Consider the following 22,675-nt stretch of genomic DNA (forward strand, 5'->3'; position numbering starts at 1 on the left):
GTAATTTCACGCTTTCACTTGATCACTCGTCTTTCCAAACCTTCGCTCTCTTTTTTGATAGGAAATAACTGCTTCGTATAAATCTTTCATTCTAAAATCAGGCCAAAGAACTTCTGTAAAGTAAAGCTCGGTATAGGCCATCTGCCACAACAAAAAATTACTTATTCTCATTTCTCCACTTGTTCTTATTAACAAGTCAGGATTTGGAATACCTACAGTAGAAAGATGCTCATCAATGTCAGAAGGTTCGATGTACGATTTCCCTTTTTTTATTAAGTTGTTCATCGCATTCGCCAAATCCCACTTACCACTGTAGTTTAGAGCTAAAACTAAAGTCATACCTGTATTGGTTCTGGTCAACTCTATCGCTTCGCCAAGTCTTCTTTGAGCATTAGCAGGCAAAGCAGTTATATCACCGATGCTGGTCAACCTAATATTGTTTTTTTGCAGAGTTGGTAATTCATCTTTAATCGTATTTACTAAAAGTGTCATTAAACCATCAACTTCATATTTTGGTCTATCCCAGTTTTCTGTTGAAAAAGCATATAAAGTGAGGTATTTCACTCCTAATTCAGCAGACCCCTCAGTAACACTTCTAACAGCTTCTATTGCATTTTGATGACCAAAAATCCGCTTCACCCCCTGTTTTTGCGCCCAACGACCATTCCCATCCATGATCACAGCGATGTGTTCAGGAATATTGTTATCAGATATTTGCTTTCTCAGTTGCTCCAACTCGATTTTCAAAAAGGCTACAAAAATGGACTTTTTTTTACTTAAAGGGAATGTAAATCAGTGATTTAACTTCTATTAACGAGAAAGAATTGATTGATTGGGTCTGTAGGGGAACGGACAAGGCACATTAAAGAGCGTAATGCTAAAAGTTAGCCCGGTAAAAAAGTACCAATCATCGTCTTTTGGATTACCATACTGATAATCTTTGATGACCTGATCTCCATCTGAGATGCCATCTAAATAATCAAAGAAAGTTTTTCGAGCACCCGCTTCGAATCCGATTGTATATTTTTTCTGAAAAAGGTATTTAAATCCAACCCCAACAGGTAAAACCGGCTGAATTTTCCCAACGCCCTCATTTTCCGGAGCATCGCTAAAATTGATAAATCCTATGCCTCCAAAAATGTATGGTGAGTAATTCACTCGTGAGTTTTCGGTTTTAAAGTCCAGAAAGTGGTACTCAAAAACGGATGAAGCCTCTATAACAGTAGAGCTAAAAGAATGACCTCTTTGAACTGCAAAAGCATCAATAGGCGTTTCAGATCCTTTTACCTTACCAACGGTAATTGCTAATTTGACGGTGAGAATTTCAGAAAAATTCATTCGGTAAAATCCTGTTCCGGCTAAGGAACTGGTGCTAAAACTAAAACCTCTAACCAGGTCTCCCGAATAATTCATTGATCCAACACCGCCTCCAAATTCGATGAATTGGGCGAAGGCTGTTACACTGAAACATAACAAAAGACCTGAAAATACTTTACGCAAGTTTTATCTGTATTTAGCTCTTCTACGAGTAGTCCCACCTAACACATAGCTTAATTTGAGTTGGGTCACAAAGAACATGTCGTTATCATCGGGATTACCTCTTCGGGACCCATCAAGTCCGGTTCCTACATTTCCCTCAATATAATAGGTATGACCTCCACCATGAGTATTAAGTATTCGCACACTTGATAGGTCTCTGGCCTCACCTTTTGAACTAAATGGCACGGTAGCTCTATCAGACATGATGCGTGCCAGGTCGTCATCGAATCTATCCAAATTCACATACTCGGTACTTACATCATCGATATAATCAGTGAAGAGATACCTAATTCCTAACTCAATACCTGCTGTAAGCTGAGTATTTGGTATTCGTACTTGAGCTCCAACCGCAACCGGGATGGAAAAATTAATTGATTTGTATGGCTCAACTATACCTAAGTTTTGCCCCTCGGTACCGAGCGGTCGTAATTTAACCCACTCACCTGCTTGCGGTGCTGCTACAGAGCCATCCTGAGCGCTTTGATAATCAGCATCCGGTACTTTGCCCTTCGGTTCATGATGAAAAACCGCACCTCCTAAAGATAAGTAGGCATTGAATGGTAGTCGTTGGCTAGGACCGCCGTAATTCGGGAAAAGGAATATTTGAACTGCTAACCTAAATTCTTTGATGTCGTTTCTGAAGCTCAGGTTTCGAGCGTACCTTGGAAATCCTTCTTCTGTGCCCGGATCAGAGGTGAAGTCATCACCAAATACTCTAACCCAGTTGATATCTGCAGTAATCGCTACTGAGTGATGAAACTTATATCCTGCAGACAGTCCAAATCCCGGGCGTGTAAAGGAAATATCTGTACTAGCGGCTTTGTTTACAGGTGCTAAATCACCAAAATAATTACCAGTATTTATCTGAGCACCTACAAATAAGAATGGCTCGAATCTTCCATATCCTCTTATTCCTCCCTTATAATGAGATACTTTTTTGTTGGTCTGTCTTCTCTTTTTATACTTGTTTTTCCTTTGCGCTTCTGCATTATCTGCTATGCCCAGCATGGCAATGGAAAGGAGTACAACAAATAGGCTTTTGAGTTTCATATTTCACTCTTTAAAACACAAAAATACGTGTTTGATTATTCTATACTTTACTTTTTTTCGATAAATCGCTAGTTGTCAACGCATAAAGCTATTAAAACAATTGACTTTTTCATCCAAAAAAGGAGGCAATTCGATGAAATGTATTTTAAAAAGATTAAAATTAATTCCGTTTATCAAATCCCCAGCCGAGCTTATTCCGAATGGTATCAGGGAAGTTGATTCCTTCTATTCGAATTAATTTAGCATGAAAAGGAGCCTTTTTAACAACAATTTCTACATCGTTCTCAATCGTTTCGGATCGAGAATCCAATGATATAAGAAAACTCCTATTCCTTGTTTGAATTTCAAATTTTAATTCTGATTCATCTGAAACTATCAACGGTCGTACGTTTAGATTATGAGGACTTACTGGTGTGATGATGAAATCTTTAGAATCTGGCATCATTAAAGGTCCACCACAGCTCAAAGAATATCCGGTTGAGCCAGTAGGAGTTGCAACCATAAGACCATCGGCCCAATAGGTATTCAGGTATTGGTTATTTATGTAACATTTGACCATAATCATTGCAGAGGAGTCCTTTCTCAGGATGGCACATTCATTAAGTGCATACGTTTTGCCCTTGAATAAATCTAAATTGGTTTCCAGAGAAATCAGTGATCTGCTTTCTATCTCAAACTCTCCTTTGAAAAGGAGATAAAGGGACTCCTTAATGTATTCTTTGGCTATAGAAGCAAGGAACCCTAACCTGCCCATATTGATTCCCAAGATTGGCACCTCGCTTTTCCCTACCCATAATAATGTTTCGAGGAAAGTGCCGTCACCACCTAAACTAAAAACAACATGAAAATCGGAGGAGATTACTTCAGCGATTTTAACCTCGCCAAGCAGCTTCGTATTACGCTCGTGAAATATCGATGTGAACCAAACTTCAACTCCTTCTTTCTTTAGACGGTCAATGATTTGTGTTAAGTATTTTTCAGAGCCTTTTTCTAGGGTAAGTCCATGAAGAGCAACTTTTTTTATTTCATTCATGGATCTAGAAATTTCATTAAAAGACCAAATCGATCTTTCTCATCAAATGAATTGTCTTCTGTGTTGAAGGATGATGTGACTTTGTAACCACTTTTTGAGAGCCCAGTGGCTATCTGATTGACATCTTGGTGATTGATTCTAAGTACTATTTCAATTAGTGACGGGTCATCGAGATCAGGTTTAACGTTTGCCCCCAATAAGGTAGACCCATTCATTTCGACAACTCTTGAGATCTCGGATAAAGAGTAATCGTTTAGGCTAGATTGAAGGGTAACGATAGCACCAGCTGAGTTTACAATAGCAGTCTTAGCAAACTCTCGGAGGATATCAGAGATTAGGACAACCCCTTGAAATTCAGTATTCTTAATTACTGCAACCATATCCATATGGTGATCATTTTGAACTTTTAATAGATCATAGTAGTGACTATTCCAGGAAACAACGCAAGATTGACCAACCAGCGGATAAGCTCCAACTTCAGTATGCAAAATGTTCTCGTCGTATAGCAATTCTTCAGAAACAAAACCCAACAGTTTATTATTGTCAACGACAGGAAGTTCCTTTACCCTAAACTCATCCATCCATTGTTTTGCCCGCGCAATATCGTCTGAAGGTTTAAGTGGGGGCACCATGTAGTTAATAAGCTGCTCTGCAATCATAACTTTAAATTAGCATTCATCAATTTAAGAAAGTCATAAGACTACTTTTTCCTTTTGGTAGGGTTTCCAATGAATCTATCAAATCCTTAATAAAGGGGATCAGTTGACCTAACCATTCAAAAACAGTAGGTCCTATATCTACAATATACGGAAAAATAATAGCATCCTGCGCATAGCGATCTTCCAAATCAAAGCCGACAGAATCAAAAACCCAAAATATGATACTAATGATAAATGCCCATTTAAATGCCCCAGCTATTGCACCCACCAAATTGTCTAGTGTTCCAAACAGGGTCATGTCAATAATATTTTTAAGGGCTTTTGCTCCTGCCTTAATTGCGAGGCTTAAAAGAATAAATAGCCCAATAAAAACAAGTACGGCTGAAACTTCGAAATAATCACTATTTCCAAACAGACCAGTTGCGACAGGAATAGTTAGTTCTAGTGCTAAGAATAGCCCTATGAAAAATGCTACAAACGAAAAAACTTCGACAATAAATCCCCTCGTGTAGCCTTTAACAGCTCCGAGTCCTAGTAAAATCAGCAGGATGATATCAAGAGTCTCCAACTAACTCAATAGTTTTTTAGCTAACGAAGAAATCATTTTTCCGTCTGCCTTTCCGGCCAATTTTTTTGTGGCAGCCCCCATTACTTTGCCCATATCTTGTGGGCCAGCAGCGCCCACCTGTTGAATGATTTGACTTACCTCGGCTTCAACTTCAGCTTCTGAAAGCTGCTTGGGTAAAAAACTTTCAATTACCTCAAGTTCAGATTTTTCGGTGGCTGCTAGATCGTCTCTACTCTGTTTTTCGAAGACTTCAATGGAATCTTTGCGTTGTTTTGCAGCTTTTGTGAGCAATTTTAGTTCCGTTTCTTCGGTAAGTTCACCTTCATTTCCTTTTTCGGTTTCAGCTAAGAGAATTTGAGATTTTATAGCTCTTAAAGCCCTCAAACGATCTTTATCTTTGGCAAGCATGGCCTGCTTTATTTCTGCTTCTATGGTAGATTTTAAACTCATGGCATCATTGTTTTAGTTTGAACAACTTTGCGAAGAAAAACATTCTTAAGCTATGACCCAACTAAGTGTCAATATCAACAAGTTTGCTACCCTGCGAAATGCCCGAGGAGGCAATAATCCTGATCTGGTAGTGGTTGCAAAAGATTGCGAGCGATTTGGAGCACAAGGGATCACTGTGCATCCAAGGCCTGATGAGCGGCACATCACCAAAAAAGATGTGTATGATTTGAAAGATGTTGTAACAACGGAATTCAATATTGAAGGGTATCCGGATGAAAGGTTCATTAAAATCATTGAGGAAGTGAGGCCAACGCAGGCCACACTTGTGCCTGATCCGCCAGAGGTTTTAACTTCCAATGCAGGTTGGGATACGGTCAATAATGAAGAAATGCTTTCCAAGATTATTGAAAAGATTAAAGGCTGGGGAGTACGTACTTCAATATTTATTGAACCAAATAATAAGATGATGGAAGGCGCCAAAAAATGTGGCACTGACAGGGTAGAGCTGTATACTGAAATGTATGCTTCGAAATATCATGGAGATAAAGATGATGCGGTTAAGGATTATAGGTCTTCAGCAAAATATGCATATGATTTAGGGTTAGGTATAAATGCAGGCCATGACTTGGATTTGAAGAACTTAAAACATTTTAAATCTCAGATCCATTTTCTTGAAGAGGTTTCCATTGGTCATGCGCTGGTATGTGATGCACTCTATTTTGGATTGGAGAACACGATTCAGATGTATTTGCGGGAGTTGAGTTAAATTTTTGCTAAACATTTTAGTAAAATGCTTATTTTTGATTAATGGAAATTGCTAGTTTGATTTTTTTGGCTGTGGGCTTGTTAATTGGTGTTCCTGTTGGCTGGTTACTGTTTAGGGTTAGAAGTAATTCGGACGTGCCGGAAAATGGGGAATTAAAGATTCAGCTTAAACTGGAAATTGAAAGATCAAAAAAACTGGCAGAAGAACTTCAGCAACTAAATGAAGAATTGCGAAGAGAGCGAGAGGAGGTCATTCACCTCAACAATCAGAATGCTACTTTGAAGGCGAATTATCAAAACCTCCAGGTAAGACTGGAAGAGCAGAAAGGTGAGCTCGGACAACTTCAGGAAAAATTCACTACTGAATTTAAAAATCTGGCGAATGAAATCTTCGAAGAGAAGAGCAAGAAGTTCACTGATCAAAATAAGACGAACCTAAATGAGCTATTGAATCCGCTCGGTCAAAAGCTCTCAGAGTTTGAAAAGAAAGTTGAACAAACCAATAAGGAAAGCCTTGAGAGAAGTACTGCTTTGAGGGAACAAATCATTGGTTTGAGGGAATTGAACGATCGGATGACCAAAGAGGCTGAGAACTTAACCAAAGCACTTAAAGGGGATGTGAAGATGCAAGGTAATTGGGGTGAGGTCATCTTGGAGAGAATACTGGAAAAATCTGGTCTTGAAAAAGACCGTGAATACATTGTTCAGGAAACGCTACACTCCGAGGCAGGAAGAAGATTGAGACCGGATGTTATCATCAAACTACCCGACAATAAGAACCTGGTTATCGATGCTAAAATGTCATTGGTAGCTTATGAAAAATATATGAATGCGGAAGATGAAACCGAGAGGGAGCAGCATTTAAAGGATCATATCTTGTCGGTAAAGGCTCATGTAAAGGGGCTGGCAGAAAAGAATTATCATCAGCTTTTTGATGGAGGATCATTGGATTACGTTTTGATGTTTGTGCCAATTGAATCGGCGTTTGCAATGGTTGTTCAGCACGGTGGCGAGTTATACAATGACGCTCATGAAAAGAGTATTATAATAGTAAGTCCGGCTACATTAATAGCGACCCTTCGCACGGTTTCGAGCATCTGGAAACATGAATATCAAAACCGAAATGCATTGGAAATTGCACGACAAGGTGGAGCTTTATATGATAAATTCAAGGCTTTTGTTGATGACCTGGTTGAAGTGGGCAAGTCCCTGGATAAATCAAAGCAACAATACGGGCAGGCCATGAATAAGCTGGTTGAGGGAAAAGATAACTTGATTCGGAAAACGGAGCGCCTGAAGGAGTTAGGCTCTAAAACTTCAAAGTCGATGGATGACAAACTTTTACATCGGGCGGGAGCCAAGGACGATGATGGTTCGTCTCAGCTGTTCTAATTGCACTAATTTTAAGCACTAATTTTTTAGGAATGGAATTGACTTCAGATAATAAGCTGAAAAACATCCTGGTGGTTGGAGACCGGGTACTAATCAAGCCGGTAAAAGAAGCTCAGAAAACGGATAGTGGAATATATCTTCCTCTAGGAGTTCAGGAGAAAGAGAAGGTGCAAAGTGGTTATATTGTTAAGGCTGGTCCAGGGTATCCGATCCCTCATGCAGTTGATGATGAGGATTGGAAGCCGGAAGATGAAAAAATCAAGTACATTCCACTACAAGCTAAGGAAGGAGATTTAGCCATCTTTTTGCAAAAAGGGGCTTTTGAGGTTCAATACAATAAGGAAAAGTATTTTATTGTGCCTCAGTCATCCATTTTGATGCTTGAGAGAGAAGAAGACCTCTTTAACTAAAATTCTATTTTCTTCCTTTTTTCTTAAATAATGTTCTGTTAATTCTTACTTTTAAAGAAGATTAACCGAATGAGAAGATGCGGCTTGTAATTAGCCTTCTAATTCTTTCTATATCTCTATTTCTACCAGCACAGGAAACCAGCGAATTACCTTTCCAGGTTTTGGTAGCCAAGAATGCTAATACCTATGGTATTGAGGTAAAACCCCTTCAAATGATTGATGATGTTACTTCCATTGAAATAAAGGAAGGTGGATTTCTGAGTTTAATACATAAGGGAGGAACTACTTACGAACACACAGAAAAGATTTTTACTTTTTATCTAAAGCCGGAACCGTTTCAAAACCGCGAAGATCGACCTAAACTGGGGTTATTGTATGGGGATAGTACGGCATATGATTACACGAAGACAATCACTGTGTTATCTCCTCCGTTTGACAGGTCGGGGTACATTGAATGGAATGAAAGTGAGCCCTTTGAAATTTTCTGGCATCTTCATGATGAACCAGTCGTCAACTACATTGTGTCAGTTAGTGATAACAACGGAAATAAAATCCAGGATTTTCGAACGCAGTTACATACGTATACCCTCAAACCAACTACCTATGGTTTGACTGACGGCATTTTTACCTTTAAACTTAGTAGCACTTTCGCAGGAGAAACTGTGGAATCAAAAACCTACAAGGTACAACTGAAGCCAGGGGAAACAAGTGAGAAAAAAGCAGCAGATTTAGTTCTGATGGCATTGGATCTCGAATTGAGTCCGGTTCTGGCATTGCCTGTGTGGCAAGAGGCTCTTGCAATGCCAAATGGAGATTTTTATAAACCACTCTTTGAAAAATTTCTTAATCGAAATAGGAAAATCCTCAATGCTGCCGGTGAAGATGTTCAGCAGCTTCTTTCGCAAAATAAGTAATATCATTCCCCTAATTGATTGGAATAAGCTGATGCTTCCAACTTTCAGAGATCTCGTTTAGGAGATATACTTTTATGACTTTTTGATCAGATTTTGAGGCGCTTAACTCCTCCAGTTCTGCTATTACGAATGGAGTTTTTAGACGATACATTGCTCCTGATGCCGGATCTATTATTAACATTCCGATTGCACCACCAAATAGTATATTTCCAAAATACCATGGATCCAACCTAAATTTGATAGGTTCTTTTTTTGACTGATATCCTTGTTTTTGGAATTGAACTTCATATTCAGCCCTTTTGAAAAAACTTTGGCCGGACTTTAGTAAGACAAGAGCCGGGGTAGTCCCATGATAAACCATATCGCCCTTTCGGTTTACTACAGTAATTTCCGTTTTATTAGGCTTACTAGTGATACTAATTGGATAGGTTGATTTACTCACAATACTTGCACAACCTCCAAACACGAAAGTTATTGTCAAGAATAAAAATCTCCTTATGCTCATTTTAATCAATGTATTCAGCAGCTTCTTTCGCAAAATAAGTAAGAATCATATCAGCTCCAGCACGCTTTATTGATAGTAGTGATTCCATCATTGCCCGATCGGCATCCAGCCATCCTTTTTCTCCGGCTGCTTTGATCATAGCATATTCGCCTGATACATTATAAGCTGCGATAGGAATATTGAAATTTGCTTTTAATCTTTGGATGATATCCAGATATGCGAGTGCAGGCTTTACCATCATGACGTCTGCTCCTTCATTGAAATCCAGCTCAGCTTCAAGGATGGCCTCATCACTATTTGCCGGATTCATTTGATACGTTTTCTTATCTCCAAACTTTGGAGCTGAATCAAGCGCATCCCTAAACGGACCGTAAAATGCACTGGCATATTTGGCCGTGTAACTCATGATCCCTGTATCAGTATGCCCTTGTTCATCAAGCACATTTCGTAAGTACCCTACTCTGAAATCCATCATATCAGATGGACCGATCATATCAATACCAGTATCAGCCTGGGCGAGCGCCATCTGACCTAAAATGTCAAGCGTCTCGTCATTTAAGATTTTACCATCTTCTACGATCCCATCATGGCCATCACTGCTATATGGATCCATAGCCACATCAGTAATGATGAGTGCCTCAGGGAACTCTTTTTTGATTTTAGTGAGCGTCTTCAGGTAAAAGAAATCAGGATCATAGCTTTTGGTGGCTGTCTTGTCTTTATACTTCTCTTCCACAACAGGAAATACATCGAACCCTTTGATGCCCATTTTGAGACATTCCTCGACCTCTTTCAGTATCAGATCTTCAGAAAGACGAAAAATACCGGGCATACTTTCTACTTCAGATTTCTTTTTGCTTCCATCCAAAAGGAACAGCGGGAAGATGAAATCATTTGTAGTTAGCGTAGTTTCCTGAGCTAAGTCTCTTAATGCCGCAGATGCTCTGTTTCTTCTTGGTCGCCTCATAGCTGCAAAGATATTCGCAAAATTTTGCCATCGGTACCACTGGCATACCCAACTTTTCCTTTCATGCTGATCGCCCAATAGTTAGCTGAGTCAAGGTTAATCCAGTTTTGACCCAGATCAACTGTGTAATCTATACCGTTAGGACCACAGACAATGGCAAAGGTTTCATTGTCAGTTTTGGTGATTGTGCTTCCATAAAAAGCACCTACTGTTTGTGGTTGATTGGACAGTTTCCAAGTTGCCCCTCCATCCATTGAAAAGGCACAATTATTTGTGTAATCATCAGAAATTAAAAGATCACCACCCGTAACAACCCCTATATCTCCAATGAAGGAAACTGAAGTATTTCCGGCAGCATCACCGGTTACCAAAGGAGAACTTATTTCCTTCCATGATTGGCCATAATCTTCTGTAATCAAAAATCTGCAGTTACCTCCTGCACCTGTGGCTATCCATGCTTTACCATTTTCACCGGTCGTCACACATGTACCACTGGCTGCAAAGCCTCCCTCTCCATTACCAGCAAGGGGCATATTGACTGTGTCAGCGCGATTCCAGCTTTTTCCTCCATCGCTGGTAAGCAGGATGTATGGGTAATCATCAATGGCATCTCCGTATGCAATGCCTCTTTGATTATCCCAAAAATCAATGCAATCAAGAAATCCTAAAGAATCTTGCATCACAAAATTTTCTTCCCATTGATTAGGCTCAGTGAACGTAAAAATTCTGGAAAGAGAACCAGGACCGGCACTCATCAAAACCGCCTTGCTCTCATTAAATCCATGCACATCTCTAAACTGTAAGCTATCCCCTGTAGGATGATTGAAAAGCTCCCAGCTTTCTCCTGCATCTCTGGTTCTCACAAATGTTGCATCATGACCACTAATCCACGTGGTATTTTCATCAACGATGCTTATGGCTTGAAGTAACGATTCGGTGGGGCTTTCGAGTGGTTCGATTGTTGGCTCAAGCTGTTTGGTTGAACAATGAGTCAATAATAAAATGGGGATCAGGACGAACAAATATTTCATACAAGTTGTGGTTCGTTTTGAATGGAATTTTGGATAGCAGAAATCCATTTTGCAAAAAGTTTTTGTTCCAGGGATTCTACAAATAGTGCATGTTGTTTCCAGTCCCCGAAGAATGTATCCATCTGCGAAATCATTTCTTCCAGGTGTCCTTGCTCTTCAACTACAATCATTCGGACGCTTATTTTGCTAACTGTTTCCCTTAATACTTCTTCATAGATTGGATAGAGTTCGTCAGCACGAACTTCAATCGCATAGGTCACTAAAAGATATGCTGCATACCTAAGTTCATTGCCTGAAAATCCAAACTCATTTTTCAGATACCTACTAATAAAAGTATCCAGTGCATGTAAGTACTGAGAGCTTTGAACTGGTGCCAATAGTTCGTGCACTTGATACGTTTGACATCCCTGAAACCCTGTCTTTTTAATTTGGCTTTTTAAGTAATAGGCATGACGCGCTTCTTCCGCTGCATGCTTCAATACTATTTCATCCACTAGCTGATCATGTTCACAAGCTGAGATTTTTCGCGCTCCAGTATTCTCCATCATGGAAAGGGAGTTGAGCCACTTAGCATGTAGTTCTGGTGATGATACAATTTGCTTGATGATTTGTCTTAAATCCATGTGCTTTTGAATTGAGATTCAAAGCTAGTATGCACGGGTGATAACTTGTGTTGAATTGCTCAGACTTTTAAAATGATTTTCAGGATTAAAAATCATCTGAAGAGCTAACGGTAGTCATTGTTTATGGATTTGATTCTATCCAATTTACTTGTTCAAATTTAAATAGCAAAGGTCATGTTTATCGGAAAAAAAATCACATTCACACACGGAGTTTTAGACATAGAATTAGAGAAAAGTTCCGTCCATTTTTTGATGAAAGTCATTTGATGGGACTCGATCCTTTCGATAATTCTAAGTTTTACCCACACTCAGAAGAAAAGAGGAAAAAAAGGAACTCAATAGACAAAATTCCTGAATAACTATACGGCCTTAATAGCCCATATTGACAAAATAGAAGCCGCTCCTCTTTTTATTAGCGGCAAAAAAAAGAGCGCCTCAAGATTGAGGCGCTCTATCTGTAGTAAAGAAGGAGAGATTAGGAGTTTGTTTAGAGTACAAGCTGACCGATCTGCAATAAATCTTTGATCTTGTTTTCCTGATTTACATAGGCAACCACATCATCTCTTTGAACTTCAGCTACGATAATGTTCCCAACTTCCTTATGGACATTGCTGTAAATGTTACGTTTGGCCATCGCCTCGCATTGTTTCACATTATCTACTGTAGGTGTGAGGTAATGGACTTTGTCCGAGTGGAATCGATTCAGCAAGAAGATATGGATCAGCGTCATTAATCTTTTTCTTCTGTATTTAGCAGCAAACGTGTTTTGATCCCTGATTGAAAGGATAGCCACCTTGTTACGATCAACTAATGTACTGAAGACGATATTGGCTATCATTTCTTTATTAGATGAAACGGAAAGTTCAAGTGTTGACGATCCCATGCTTTGGGGCTTTAATTTCACTTTTAGTTCCACATTAATTTCATTGATCGTTTTCCATTCGTGTAGCCATTTTTTAAGAGTCGAAAGGGGCAATTCGGTGTGCAGCAAATGCTGAAATTGCGTGGAACCTTTACCCATGGCTCTTGTCGTCGCAGTTCGCCCTGACGAAGCTGCAAGGGCTCCATCTAATCGGGTACCACCAACTAAGGTCTGAGGGGTTTTGTATGGAGAATCCAGCAGTCTAAGCTTGCGCTGAACTTTCGCCAGTGCGAGCATGCCTTCATTGTTCAATGAATCTGAAAATTCCTCAGCAGCCAATCCGTCAATTTGGTGACCTCCGTACGTGATGAAATTGAAGACAAAGCCCATTTTAGCAAGTTCTGATGGAAATGCCATCATCTCTTCTTCCGTCATACCAGTAGAATCCCAATTAAATGAAGGGGAAAGATTGTAAGCCAACATTTTATCCGGAAACTCAGCATGAATGGCGTCTGCAAACTTTTTCGCGTCTGCTAAGTCTGCGGTTTTTGTTTCCATCCATAAAATATCTGCAAAGGGTGCCACAGCCAGAGATTTCGCAATGGCGAATGGGATGCCACCTTTGATCTGAAAATATCCTTCCGGAGATCGCATCGCATCAGAGTTCCAGTAAAATGAAATCCCCAATTCTTTAAGATAGGCCTTAACATCAGCGATGGACATTTTTTCTATCTCGCATTCCCATCCAAGGGCAATGTCCAATTCAAGGCCATCGCTCATAGCAAGTACGATGGCTTGTTTTGCAGCATCACCAATGGTTTTTATTACAGCATCTTTTTCCCATTCTCCCACAACAAAGTCAATCAACTCATTAAGTGCTTTCTCAAAAGTGATGGCCTCATCTGTTTTAAGAATCTCTGAATACTCCTGAATTTTTTGTTCTATCCCAATGCCATTTAGCCATTTTCTTGCCTGTGAAGCAATGACTTGCTCACTATAAAGCATATGCCCATAGGTGTCAATGCCATATTCATTTAAAAGGACATGTAGCGTTATAAGTACCGATTTGTAGCTTGGGATGTTTGGATTCGTAACGCCTAGTACAAATGGCTGATCACGTTCATCACTGATAGATTCCATCAAAGTGGCCGCCTCAGCATCGGTTCGTGCCACGATTATTCCCTCTACACGCATAACATCCAATTGGAAACGGGCTGCATTTAATCGCTTGATTTGCTCATCGCATGGAACAAGCACTTTCCCTCCCTGGTGTCCACACTTTTTGGTGCCCGGTTTCTGGTCTTCAATATGATAGCCTGGCACACCTGCCTCCACAAATCTTCTAACCAGGTTTCGGACGTGTGCATCACCTCCGTGACCTGTGTCCGCATCCGCAATGATGTATGGCGAAAAGTCTATCATGGGCGTTTCCTTACGTTCGCCCTCAGTCATTTTACACCGATGAAATCGTTGATTTTTATCTGCTGCAAGTAGTGCCCTAACTATTGAGGCGGCTTCATTTGGCACCTGACTTAGCGGGTAGCTTGCGAGATCGGCACCCGGATCCTCATCTGCGGAACCTTTGGCGGAGGTAGCCCAGCCTCCAAGGTAAATTCCTTCGATTCCTGCACGCTTCATCATGACCGCCTGGCCAGGTGAATAAGGGCCAAAAGTGGTTATGGAAGACTTTTCTGAATATTTTTCCCTAAGCTTTTGGAAAAAATCTTTTGCAGCTGCTTTTGCTATTGAATAATCCTGAAAGATGGTTCCTTGCTGCTCTGCTACTTGTCTGGCAGTATAAAGTCTCTTTATTCCGTCAAATCTGGATTTTTTGAAAAAATTAGTTACTTCGGCAACAGTCTCCTGGAATACGGTTGATTCATTTTTCATACGTGAATTGGTTTAAGCGTCACCAAATCCAGATTAGCTGTGATTCGATGGCCAGTAGTTTTTAATTGTTGGAAATATGCGTCAACACGTTCCTCAGCAATCTTGAAGTCTGTGTTGTTTAAGTTCAAATTGAGCAGGTCTATATACCACGGAGCTTTGGTTGAGTCATGAACCAGCCGTGAGACAATCATCTTAGAAATAGGCAGGGTTGTCAATTTGGAGTCATTATGAACATCACGATTGTTCGCTTTCATCAGCTTTTCAAATTCTTCTTCAAGCAAGCGATCAAACAATGCTCTTGTAAAAGACTCACCTTTTATTAAGTTGACCTCTTTATCTGCTTCCGTCATTTTGGCTTTTTTATGCACCCACTCCCACAGGACGCTCACTCGAATTTCTCCTGTTGCCATATCTTCCATGAGGTAGAGTATGTTATCATCACCGAAGAAGTCTGCCGGCTTAAGTGCAGCTGCCTGATATCCTTGCAAAAAGGCATTACCGTACTGCAATGCAACACTTAACAGATTTCTTGCTCCTCGAATGGTTCTAGGTGCATCTGACAAGTTCATGAGTGCATTTTCATCTTTTTCTGTGTAGGTCAGCGGATCAAATGTTCTTCCCAACTGGTTTGCGGCACCTACTTTTTCCCAAACCGGGCGAATAATGTGCACCATTTTCCAATGTGCAACCCACTTTCCTGATGCTCCGGCGTACTGTTCTCGTTCAGCTCCGGCAACAGCTTTTTTCATGCTTTCTTCAACACCAATTTCTCCGCCGACAGGAATATTTGGTTCCATGCCTCCTTGCCATAAAGCAAAGTTTCCATTGTTATCAGGGGTGTTTACTGCGCGGCGAACCCGGTCTTCATAGGCAGCCATATAGCTGTAATCCATTGTGATGGATTCGATGTTTGGGTTGATGAAGTATGGTACTCCAGCCAATGCATCGGATACGCTATTTATGTAATCCCATCGGCCGGTATTGAATCCTACAAAGTGCTTGCCCAGGGCAGCTCGTATTTCCATGAGCTGCATGGCGGCCTCCAACTGCTCAACAAGCACATACGTTTTAATCGTGCCCTCATCAATCTCTAGATGAATTTCTAATGCAGTTATTAATTCGTTCCAAAAAGCTGCTTCATCTGCCGTTTGAATTTTGGGGAGATACAGCACAACAGATCGACCACTTGATAAAAGTTTTTTATAGTTGTTGACAACATAAAGCGTTAAGTCTGTGATAGAGGCAGAGAAAGAAGCTCCATCCTCCATGGTAATGTGTCGATCATCCAGGTGAAGTCCCCTCACCCGGTAAATGATGGTAGTAAAGTCAAGTTGTTGTTGTGAGTCAGCTACAATTTCTTTTCCGAAAAAGCCATTTGACCAATGGTTCATTTCCTGAGCAACATGTTTGGCAACTTCAAGAAAAACCGGATCTTGATAAATGGCTAGTTTGAGATTTCGAATATTATCCAAAGACATAGAGTCTATTTGCCCAAGCGCATCTTCTCCATCAAACATCCAGCCGTCTGCACCAGAAAGAAGAGCGTAGGCCACATTTCGAATGCTTGACTTTAAAGAAGCATTTGGTTTGGCAGCTGGTCCGGTACCCTGAATCCACTGGCATTGCAAGTCCTTAGGGATGGTTGCTCCTTCAAAGTTTCCTTCACGCGCATCTTTTACAGTGAGTGAACTGTTGCCAATGGTTTTTTCCTGCGGAAGAAAATGTGGCATTTCACCAGACTCGATCCGAACTTTTCTTCGATCCGATCGAAGTTTCATTAGCTCTTTCTGCTGTTCATTAAAGGCGGCCAGGTATTCAAGAGCAGTTAGCGCATCATCTGTGTAGATATCTCGATAATCAATTAGTCGATCCGGGTGAATATGTAATTGTGACATAGGTTGAATTTTTACCAAATATATTAAAATAATCTAAAAGCGGAAATTCCGCTAATATTATTTTTTACTCTTTTAATATCTAAATTCACCGCATGATTTCGGATAATGACGTTTTGAAGTTGATTATGGGGTTTAAGGTGAAGCACCTTCGATCCAGTGTGGGGGTATCGTATCAGGAGCTTTCTAATAGAACGGGGCTATCTGTTTCCTATCTTAATGACATTGAAAAAGGGAAGAAATATCCGAAACCGGATAAGATCCGAATGCTTGCAGAGGCTTTTGAGGTGAGCTATGATGAGTTGGTAAGTACGCAGGCAGATAAAAAGCTACGTCCAGTGGTGGAGTTATTAAACTCCGGGTTTTTTAAATATTTTCCTACAGAAGAGTTTGGCTTGAATCTGGAAAAGCTGATAGATATATTCAGCAATTCACCGGATAAGATCAGTGCTTTTATCAGCACCATTTTGAAAATGGTTAGGAGCTACCAGATTGAAAAGGAGCATTTTTACAGGGTAGCACTGCGATCGTATCAGGATATGCACGACAATTTTTTCCTCTCTTTGGAAAAAGCAGCTGAAGATTTTAGAACAACTACCAAACTAAAAGGAATTCCTTCTCTGACTTCTTTGAAGCAATTATTGAATGATAATTTCTCGATTGAAATAGATGATACCAAATTGGGCAATCATGAAAAGCTGAGACGTTTTCGTTCATACTATTCTGAATCGGCAAAGAAGCTATATGTTAATAGCCAGCTTAGCGAGGAACAACAAAAGTTTCTGATTGCGAAAGAACTGGGATTTCAGCATTTAGCCATTGGTGAACGACCACATGAAACAACGCTGAACAAGGAAGCATCTTTTGAAAAGCTCTTAAATAATTTCAGAGCTTCCTATTTTGCAGCTTCCTTACTGATGAGCTCAGGAGAACTTGTTAAAGACCTACAAAAATTGTCTGTAGCCACTAGTTGGAATCCCAAATTGATTGAAAGCATACTAAAAAAGTATCAGGTTACACCGGAGACACTATTACAGAGACTCACCAATATTTTACCGAAACACTTCGGTATCGACAATCTGTTTTTTATCCGACTGGATAATACAAAGGGTCTTGTCAATTATCGCATAACGAAGGAATTGCATCTTTCAGGCTTGCATAAACCGTATCAAAACCAATTGGAAGAACACCTGTGTCATCGATGGGTCTCAATCAGTAGCATCAAACAATTGAACAGTGTCAAATCCAATTATGTGATTGACGCGCAGGTTTCTGAATACTGGCAAACGGATAATGCCTACTTCTGTATTTCTATTGCAGAACCTGACCGGTTTGACAACCACAATGGAACCAGCGTTACACTAGGACTATCGATGAATGAATCGCTAAGGGGGGCTTTTAATTTTATGAAAGACCCTGATTTGCGTAGAAGAACGGTACATACCACCTGTGAGCAGTGTTCCATTCCCGATTGTGAACATCGGGTAGCACCACCTACGATCGTTAATAAAAGAAACCTTGAGGAAGAGCTGGAAGAGGAGTTGAAGAAACTTTAGGCACTTTTATATCACACGTAGAAGATGTTTTTTCCTTAATACTCTCAAAGAATCAAAATCCCAATAGGAAGGTTGAAAAGGGGAGTAATTAATTTATGATTAATTTCCGTTAAGATAGACTGAAAGGAGCATGCCTTTGGATTATAAACAATGGTTTTAAAATGTTCTCTTATTAACAAGATTTCCATATGACTGATGGCTACAATATATCAGATGACCAGATAGCATTATTAGAAAAACTTCCTGACCCGGTTCTTCTCATTAAAAGAAATGGGCAAATACGGTTTGCGAATCAGTCTGCATCTCGATTATTTGGGTGTTCAGGTCAGGATATGCTAGCTAGATCTGTTGATAAAATCTTGTCGGTAAAGTCTCGCAAGAACATTAAGCAAATCTTAGATGATTTTTGCGAAAAATCAGATGAGGATTTCGTTGAAAAAATTGACTTGACAGCACTGAAACCAGACGATTCTGAGTTTCCGGTAAATGTTAGCATAGTTTATCTCTCTTCATCAAAGGATCTTGTGCTTCTCAATATTAGAGATATTAGCACACAGACACGAGTTGAAAATGAACTCGTACGTAAAAACCATTTGCTCAATTTCGCTGAGGAGATTGTTTCTATTGGGCACTGGCAGTGGGACTTAATTACCAATGATGTGATATGGTCTGATAACCTTTTTAAGATTTTTGGTAGAGATGACAAAGGGGTCCTAAACTACGACACCTATTTTAGTTACGTTCATCCTGATGATGTAGCATTTGTATCGGAGCGAGTACAATCGATCATTGCTGACAAAAAGTTTTATCATTTCTATCATAAGATACTACGTGAGGATGGTGAGGTTAAACTAATACACCTCAAGGGGAAGGTCTTTAAGAATGAAGAAGGAGAGGTCATAGAAATGATTGGTACCTGTCAGGATGTGACGGAGCGAGAAAAAAATGAAAAACTGATAAGGAGAGTTTCAATTCTTGAAGCCAAGAGCAAAGAAATGGAACAGTTCGCTTACATAGCCTCTCATGATTTGCGGCACCCTTTGCTTACCATCATTAACTACATTAAAGCATTTGACGAAGACTTTGGAAATAAAGTACCCAAAGAGGCCATGAATTATTTGAATGCCATTTCTAATTCTGCTAACAGGATGAACAAACTCATTAAGGGTTTGTTGGGCTATGCTAGGTTGAGCAGCAAAAAAGAACGCGTAAAAGTTGACTGCAATAAACTGGTAAAAGCAGTGCTCAGAGATATTGACTCTACAATAAAAAGAACGGGTGCCAAAGTTCAGGTAGGAGAACTACCTGTCTTAAAAGGATATGAAATTGAACTACAGCAATTATTTCAAAATTTACTGGTTAATGCATTGAAATTTAAAAAACCAGATGTCAAACCGGAAATTGAAATCTCAGCCAAAACTTTAGCTCCCGATAGTTACTCTTTTGCAGTAAAAGACAATGGGATTGGAATCGCAAAGAAATATGATGAAAAAATATTTGTCATTTTTAAAAGACTACACGATGAATCTAAGTTTGAGGGCACGGGAATAGGGCTGGCAAATTGTAAAAAGATTGTGGAGATCCATCATGGTACCATATGGGTGGAATCAAAATTAGGCGAAGGTTCTGTGTTTCATTTCACTATTAATCCTGAATAAGTTTTACCTACATATCTTCATCAAACTCCAGAAAGATGTTTGTTCGAAGGATGAAGAATTACTAAACGTTAAATTGCTATTTTTATCATCAAATGATAACAAATTCATGGCTTTGGGGCCTTACATGATCAAAAAAATAATCCTGATAGATGATGATAAGGATTGTAATTTTCTACAGAAGAGGACAATTTTAAGATCCGGGCTGGTATCCGAAGTGGAGGTCGCACAAAGTGGTGAACAAGCTTTAGATCTGATTAGGAATTCGGAACGATTGCCTGAATTAATTTTTCTGGATATCAATATGCCGGGTATGGATGGCTGGGAATTTCTTGATGAGCTAATGAGTGAGAAAGGTGGGGCTGATTGTGGGCTGAATTTATATATTCTTAGCTCTTCATTAAATCCTGATGATCATAAGAAGGCAGAGTCATATTCTTTAGTAAAGGGCTTTATACCAAAGTATTTAACAGAAGAACGTTTACAAGAAGTGATTAATGAACTAACGGCTTTTTAGACGAGTCTAATTCGATTTTGGTTATAAAAGGGGTTTAATTCGCTGACATTTAATGTAGATCTTGAGAGATATAATTGTTTATCAAGAGAATGCGGTCTCTTAAGGCCTGCGATTGAATGTTACCAATTTGACTGTAAGTAATGGTTATAGCTGCAATGCCTTCTAGTTCTCGATTTTGAAGGATTTCTCTGGTGGAAGGAGCCTTTTTAGATGGACCTACCTTGTTTACAATACTGATGTTTTGATCCAATGCTTCAACTGGAGTGTAACCATCCTTCCAGATGATGTCTGCAATATCTCTTTGTATACCAATTTCTATCGTAAAAGGATTGATAAATTCTGACCTGATTTTTTGCCATTCGAGCTCAATTTCCTGAACCTGATACACATCAGAGGTCCAGTTGGAGAGTATTTTTCTTAGGGTGTCATTGCGAATCAATCGAATGTTTCCAGATGCAATCAAATCATTTTGGATCGGGTCAAATGTGGGATCCCTTATGACCATGCCTATATCAAAAATGAGTGAGTCTCTGTGAACTCCACTTGGATTATCAATGTATGATAGAATGCGATTAGCAGCTTCCAGCATTTGATTTCTCATGTACATTTTTTCCTCCAGCTGTTTCAGATTTTCTGCGTATTCGGCTTGTAGTTGCCTTAGAATGATTTGCTCTTGGGCTGTTTCATTATTCTTATGGTTCCAATTGTCAATGCTTATAGCAATCAATATCCCCACAACTACCAGAATGATCTCACCAACGGCATAAAATAGGTAGCTAGTAACTTTATTTTGAGATAATAGCTTTCGTCGGATTTTTCGAAGGAGGAAGAGCATTTGTTAATGTTGGTTTAATTCGTTTTCAATTTGAATGATTAGTTCATTGGATTTTTGCTTAAGTATATTTAGCAAGTTCAAAGCATCCGTATCAGCCCAATACCCGACCGCAGCATTGTTGATATATTGAAGTTTGTTTTTCCTCAGCTCATCTGCTAGTTGCCTTTTTGTTTTTGTTGGAAAAAGGTGGGCGGTGATGGGGACATATTTCATGCCGTAGGTTTCGTTAATAAAGGCCATATCCAAAGCCAGTGCCCAGTCAGAGTTGATGTTCATTCGTTTCTGAACCTCCAATACTTCGGCATAATGATGGATAATTTGATCTCGTAATGTGACATTCGATATCACTTTAAGATTACCTGTATTTGAAAGATCATCGAAGGTGGAGCGGGACGAGCTGAATAAAGGGACAATACTCCCATAGTTCATATATTCCTCAACGGCATAAAGAATTAAGGAATCGCTAGCTGATTTGGCATTTAGTGCAGCACAGAATGTATCGATGGACTGCATAGCTACGTTCAAATCGTCAATCAGCCTGGAGAAATTACCAATGTCCTGCTTGTTTTCAGCAATTAATCTTTTGAGGTAGCCTTCCTCCTCTGCCATTACTTTTCGCTGGTCGTTCAACCTGTCAATCTGCACGGCGATCAAGATCCCAATCACGACTAATAGGATCTCACCAATGGCATAAAATAGGTAGCTAGTAACTTTATTTTGAGCTAAGAGTTTTCGTCGGATTTTTCGGAGGAGGAATAGCATAGTCCAATTTATTTGAGCTGTGATTTAATAATATCAAGGATACTTATGATTCGATCTCTCATGATTTCTGATTGCACATTTGCTACCGAGTGGAATGCAGCACAATCGGCTATGTGGTCTTCAAAATCTGGATGATCTAGTATGTCCATTATTGATTCGATGGACTGATCCTTGGCAATGGCCACACGAAGTGATGCATTCTTATCTATCAGATGTAGATCAAACTGACCGGTTTCAAAATAGCTGTTGAGCAGAATTCTGAAAGAAGTTTCCTTGATCAAATAAGGAAAATAGCGCGTCTCTCTTATTTGTTTCCAGGCATCCTCCTCTTCTTTAACCTGAATGATTTCACTGGTCCATTGGCTAAGCATGGTCTTCAGGGTATCATTGGTCAAAAGCTGTAGTCGTCCGGCGCTTATCAGGTCGTTGACAATGGGATCAAACGTGGGGGCGGTGATCGTCTGTCCTAGAAAAAGCAAGGTGCTATCTGCATTGCGTTTTTCCGGATGATCCACATAATCCAGTAACCTCAAAACGCCTCTAATTGCATTACTTCTTATCTGCATCTTCTCCTCTAGCTGAGCAAGATTGCTTTCAAACTCTGATTGCAATTGAATGAGCAACACTTCCTCTGCCTTTCTGTCTTTCCTGTCGTTGTTCCAGTTATTGATGCTCACCGCAATCAGAATCCCAATTACGACCAGCACAATTTCTCCGATGGCATACAATAAGTAGGTAGTGACTTTATTTTTACTCATAAGTTTTCGGCGGATTTTTCGGAGGAGGAAGAGCATAGACGG

The 22,675-nt window shown here is 39.8% G+C and carries 23 protein-coding genes; 7 read left to right on the top strand and 16 right to left on the bottom strand.

Annotated features, from left to right (window positions below; genetic code table 11):
- Positions 1–6 precede the first annotated feature (6 nt).
- The 7 genes from ACO05G_RS17645 to ACO05G_RS17675 all read right to left on the bottom strand — a co-directional run bounded on the left by ACO05G_RS17645 (position 7) and on the right by ACO05G_RS17675 (position 5,299).
- Positions 7–726, bottom strand: coding sequence for an isoprenyl transferase (locus tag ACO05G_RS17645; protein ID WP_421765724.1), 720 nt, complete (start codon positions 724–726; stop codon positions 7–9).
- An 84-nt stretch (positions 727–810) separates the two neighbouring features.
- Positions 811–1,500, bottom strand: a complete 690-nt coding sequence (locus ACO05G_RS17650) for a DUF6089 family protein (RefSeq protein ID WP_421763931.1) — start codon at positions 1,498–1,500, stop codon at positions 811–813.
- Between the two features lie 3 nt (positions 1,501–1,503).
- Positions 1,504–2,589, bottom strand: coding sequence for a hypothetical protein (locus tag ACO05G_RS17655; RefSeq protein WP_421763932.1), 1,086 nt, complete (start codon positions 2,587–2,589; stop codon positions 1,504–1,506).
- Between the two features lie 160 nt (positions 2,590–2,749).
- Complete coding sequence (locus ACO05G_RS17660) at positions 2,750–3,622, bottom strand: NAD kinase (protein ID WP_348283248.1); 873 nt, start codon at positions 3,620–3,622, stop codon at positions 2,750–2,752.
- On the bottom strand, positions 3,619–4,281 hold the full coding sequence (locus tag ACO05G_RS17665; RefSeq protein WP_348283249.1) for a CBS domain-containing protein: 663 nt from the start codon (positions 4,279–4,281) through the stop codon (positions 3,619–3,621). The genes ACO05G_RS17660 and ACO05G_RS17665 overlap by 4 nt, the downstream gene beginning before the upstream one ends.
- Positions 4,282–4,300: 19 nt before the next feature.
- Complete coding sequence (locus tag ACO05G_RS17670) at positions 4,301–4,849, bottom strand: CvpA family protein (protein ID WP_421763933.1); 549 nt, start codon at positions 4,847–4,849, stop codon at positions 4,301–4,303.
- Positions 4,850–5,299, bottom strand: coding sequence for a GatB/YqeY domain-containing protein (locus tag ACO05G_RS17675; RefSeq protein WP_348283251.1), 450 nt, complete (start codon positions 5,297–5,299; stop codon positions 4,850–4,852).
- A gap of 52 nt (positions 5,300–5,351) precedes the next feature.
- Between ACO05G_RS17675 and ACO05G_RS17680 the strand changes: the two genes are divergently transcribed.
- The 4 genes from ACO05G_RS17680 (at position 5,352) to ACO05G_RS17695 (ending at position 8,780) form a co-directional block, all read left to right on the top strand.
- On the top strand, positions 5,352–6,065 hold the full coding sequence (locus ACO05G_RS17680) for a pyridoxine 5'-phosphate synthase (protein ID WP_421763934.1): 714 nt from the start codon (positions 5,352–5,354) through the stop codon (positions 6,063–6,065).
- Between the two features lie 41 nt (positions 6,066–6,106).
- Complete coding sequence (gene rmuC / locus ACO05G_RS17685; RefSeq protein ID WP_421763935.1) at positions 6,107–7,456, top strand: DNA recombination protein RmuC; 1,350 nt, start codon at positions 6,107–6,109, stop codon at positions 7,454–7,456.
- A gap of 32 nt (positions 7,457–7,488) precedes the next feature.
- Entirely contained in the window at positions 7,489–7,866 is a 378-nt protein-coding gene (locus tag ACO05G_RS17690) for a co-chaperone GroES (RefSeq protein ID WP_421763936.1), read from the top strand.
- 77 nt (positions 7,867–7,943) lie between these two features.
- Positions 7,944–8,780, top strand: a complete 837-nt coding sequence (locus ACO05G_RS17695; RefSeq protein WP_421763937.1) for a hypothetical protein — start codon at positions 7,944–7,946, stop codon at positions 8,778–8,780.
- Positions 8,781–8,790: 10 nt separating this feature from the next.
- Here the strand turns inward: ACO05G_RS17695 and ACO05G_RS17700 are convergent, their stop codons facing one another.
- The 6 genes from ACO05G_RS17700 to ACO05G_RS17725 all read right to left on the bottom strand — a co-directional run bounded on the left by ACO05G_RS17700 (position 8,791) and on the right by ACO05G_RS17725 (position 16,553).
- Positions 8,791–9,285 carry a hypothetical protein gene (locus tag ACO05G_RS17700; RefSeq protein ID WP_421763938.1) on the bottom strand — a complete coding sequence of 165 codons (495 nt, stop codon included), beginning with the start codon at positions 9,283–9,285 and terminating at the stop codon, positions 8,791–8,793.
- Between the two features lies 1 nt (position 9,286).
- On the bottom strand, positions 9,287–10,252 hold the full coding sequence (gene hemB / locus ACO05G_RS17705) for a porphobilinogen synthase (RefSeq protein ID WP_421763939.1): 966 nt from the start codon (positions 10,250–10,252) through the stop codon (positions 9,287–9,289).
- A complete protein-coding gene (locus tag ACO05G_RS17710) occupies positions 10,249–11,283 on the bottom strand; it encodes a WD40/YVTN/BNR-like repeat-containing protein (RefSeq protein WP_421763940.1) in 1,035 nt (344 codons plus the stop codon). Before ACO05G_RS17710 ends, hemB begins: the two co-directional genes overlap by 4 nt.
- On the bottom strand, positions 11,280–11,906 hold the full coding sequence (locus ACO05G_RS17715) for a hypothetical protein (RefSeq protein WP_421763941.1): 627 nt from the start codon (positions 11,904–11,906) through the stop codon (positions 11,280–11,282). The genes ACO05G_RS17710 and ACO05G_RS17715 overlap by 4 nt, the downstream gene beginning before the upstream one ends.
- A 487-nt stretch (positions 11,907–12,393) precedes the next feature.
- Positions 12,394–14,658 (bottom strand): isocitrate lyase/phosphoenolpyruvate mutase family protein, encoded by a 2,265-nt coding sequence (locus ACO05G_RS17720; RefSeq protein WP_421763942.1) that lies wholly within the window; start codon positions 14,656–14,658, stop codon positions 12,394–12,396.
- Positions 14,655–16,553 carry a malate synthase gene (locus ACO05G_RS17725; protein ID WP_421763943.1) on the bottom strand — a complete coding sequence of 633 codons (1,899 nt, stop codon included), beginning with the start codon at positions 16,551–16,553 and terminating at the stop codon, positions 14,655–14,657. The genes ACO05G_RS17720 and ACO05G_RS17725 overlap by 4 nt, the downstream gene beginning before the upstream one ends.
- Positions 16,554–16,645: 92 nt before the next feature.
- Here ACO05G_RS17725 and ACO05G_RS17730 point away from each other — a divergent pair, with 92 nt between their 5' ends.
- From ACO05G_RS17730 to ACO05G_RS17740, 3 genes are all read left to right on the top strand, one after another.
- Complete coding sequence (locus ACO05G_RS17730) at positions 16,646–18,106, top strand: helix-turn-helix domain-containing protein (protein WP_421763944.1); 1,461 nt, start codon at positions 16,646–16,648, stop codon at positions 18,104–18,106.
- Between the two features lie 188 nt (positions 18,107–18,294).
- Positions 18,295–19,764 carry an ATP-binding protein gene (locus ACO05G_RS17735; RefSeq protein WP_421763945.1) on the top strand — a complete coding sequence of 490 codons (1,470 nt, stop codon included), beginning with the start codon at positions 18,295–18,297 and terminating at the stop codon, positions 19,762–19,764.
- 73 nt (positions 19,765–19,837) lie between these two features.
- Entirely contained in the window at positions 19,838–20,278 is a 441-nt protein-coding gene (locus ACO05G_RS17740) for a response regulator (protein WP_421763946.1), read from the top strand.
- A gap of 49 nt (positions 20,279–20,327) precedes the next feature.
- On the opposite strand, the gene ACO05G_RS17745 is transcribed toward ACO05G_RS17740, so the two are convergent.
- Genes ACO05G_RS17745 through ACO05G_RS17755 form a run of 3 tightly spaced genes read right to left on the bottom strand, consistent with a single transcriptional unit; the run spans position 20,328 to position 22,633 of the window.
- Entirely contained in the window at positions 20,328–21,113 is a 786-nt protein-coding gene (locus ACO05G_RS17745) for a DUF6090 family protein (RefSeq protein WP_421763947.1), read from the bottom strand.
- 3 nt (positions 21,114–21,116) lie between these two features.
- Complete coding sequence (locus tag ACO05G_RS17750; protein WP_421763948.1) at positions 21,117–21,875, bottom strand: hypothetical protein; 759 nt, start codon at positions 21,873–21,875, stop codon at positions 21,117–21,119.
- 8 nt (positions 21,876–21,883) lie between these two features.
- A complete protein-coding gene (locus tag ACO05G_RS17755; protein ID WP_421763949.1) occupies positions 21,884–22,633 on the bottom strand; it encodes a DUF6090 family protein in 750 nt (249 codons plus the stop codon).
- Positions 22,634–22,675 lie beyond the last annotated feature (42 nt).

Origin of the sequence: Ekhidna sp. (assembly GCF_965227465.1) — a bacterium.
Taxonomy (GTDB): Bacteria; Bacteroidota; Bacteroidia; order Cytophagales; family Cyclobacteriaceae; genus Ekhidna.

Coding starts and splice junctions, on each gene's coding strand:
- rmuC (WP_421763935.1), top strand. CDS start 6,107: ATGGAAATTGCTAGTTTGATTTTTTTGGCTGTGGGCTTGTTAATTGGT.
- ACO05G_RS17655 (WP_421763932.1), bottom strand. CDS start 2,589: ATGAAACTCAAAAGCCTATTTGTTGTACTCCTTTCCATTGCCATGCTG.
- ACO05G_RS17680 (WP_421763934.1), top strand. CDS start 5,352: ATGACCCAACTAAGTGTCAATATCAACAAGTTTGCTACCCTGCGAAAT.
- ACO05G_RS17750 (WP_421763948.1), bottom strand. CDS start 21,875: ATGCTATTCCTCCTCCGAAAAATCCGACGAAAACTCTTAGCTCAAAAT.
- ACO05G_RS17700 (WP_421763938.1), bottom strand. CDS start 9,285: ATGAGCATAAGGAGATTTTTATTCTTGACAATAACTTTCGTGTTTGGA.
- ACO05G_RS17715 (WP_421763941.1), bottom strand. CDS start 11,906: ATGGATTTAAGACAAATCATCAAGCAAATTGTATCATCACCAGAACTA.
- ACO05G_RS17695 (WP_421763937.1), top strand. CDS start 7,944: ATGCGGCTTGTAATTAGCCTTCTAATTCTTTCTATATCTCTATTTCTA.
- ACO05G_RS17720 (WP_421763942.1), bottom strand. CDS start 14,658: ATGAAAAATGAATCAACCGTATTCCAGGAGACTGTTGCCGAAGTAACT.
- ACO05G_RS17660 (WP_348283248.1), bottom strand. CDS start 3,622: ATGAATGAAATAAAAAAAGTTGCTCTTCATGGACTTACCCTAGAAAAA.
- ACO05G_RS17735 (WP_421763945.1), top strand. CDS start 18,295: ATGACTGATGGCTACAATATATCAGATGACCAGATAGCATTATTAGAA.
- ACO05G_RS17710 (WP_421763940.1), bottom strand. CDS start 11,283: ATGAAATATTTGTTCGTCCTGATCCCCATTTTATTATTGACTCATTGT.
- ACO05G_RS17675 (WP_348283251.1), bottom strand. CDS start 5,299: ATGAGTTTAAAATCTACCATAGAAGCAGAAATAAAGCAGGCCATGCTT.
- hemB (WP_421763939.1), bottom strand. CDS start 10,252: ATGAGGCGACCAAGAAGAAACAGAGCATCTGCGGCATTAAGAGACTTA.
- ACO05G_RS17730 (WP_421763944.1), top strand. CDS start 16,646: ATGATTTCGGATAATGACGTTTTGAAGTTGATTATGGGGTTTAAGGTG.
- ACO05G_RS17665 (WP_348283249.1), bottom strand. CDS start 4,281: ATGATTGCAGAGCAGCTTATTAACTACATGGTGCCCCCACTTAAACCT.
- ACO05G_RS17725 (WP_421763943.1), bottom strand. CDS start 16,553: ATGTCACAATTACATATTCACCCGGATCGACTAATTGATTATCGAGAT.
- ACO05G_RS17690 (WP_421763936.1), top strand. CDS start 7,489: ATGGAATTGACTTCAGATAATAAGCTGAAAAACATCCTGGTGGTTGGA.
- ACO05G_RS17745 (WP_421763947.1), bottom strand. CDS start 21,113: ATGCTCTTCCTCCTTCGAAAAATCCGACGAAAGCTATTATCTCAAAAT.
- ACO05G_RS17755 (WP_421763949.1), bottom strand. CDS start 22,633: ATGAGTAAAAATAAAGTCACTACCTACTTATTGTATGCCATCGGAGAA.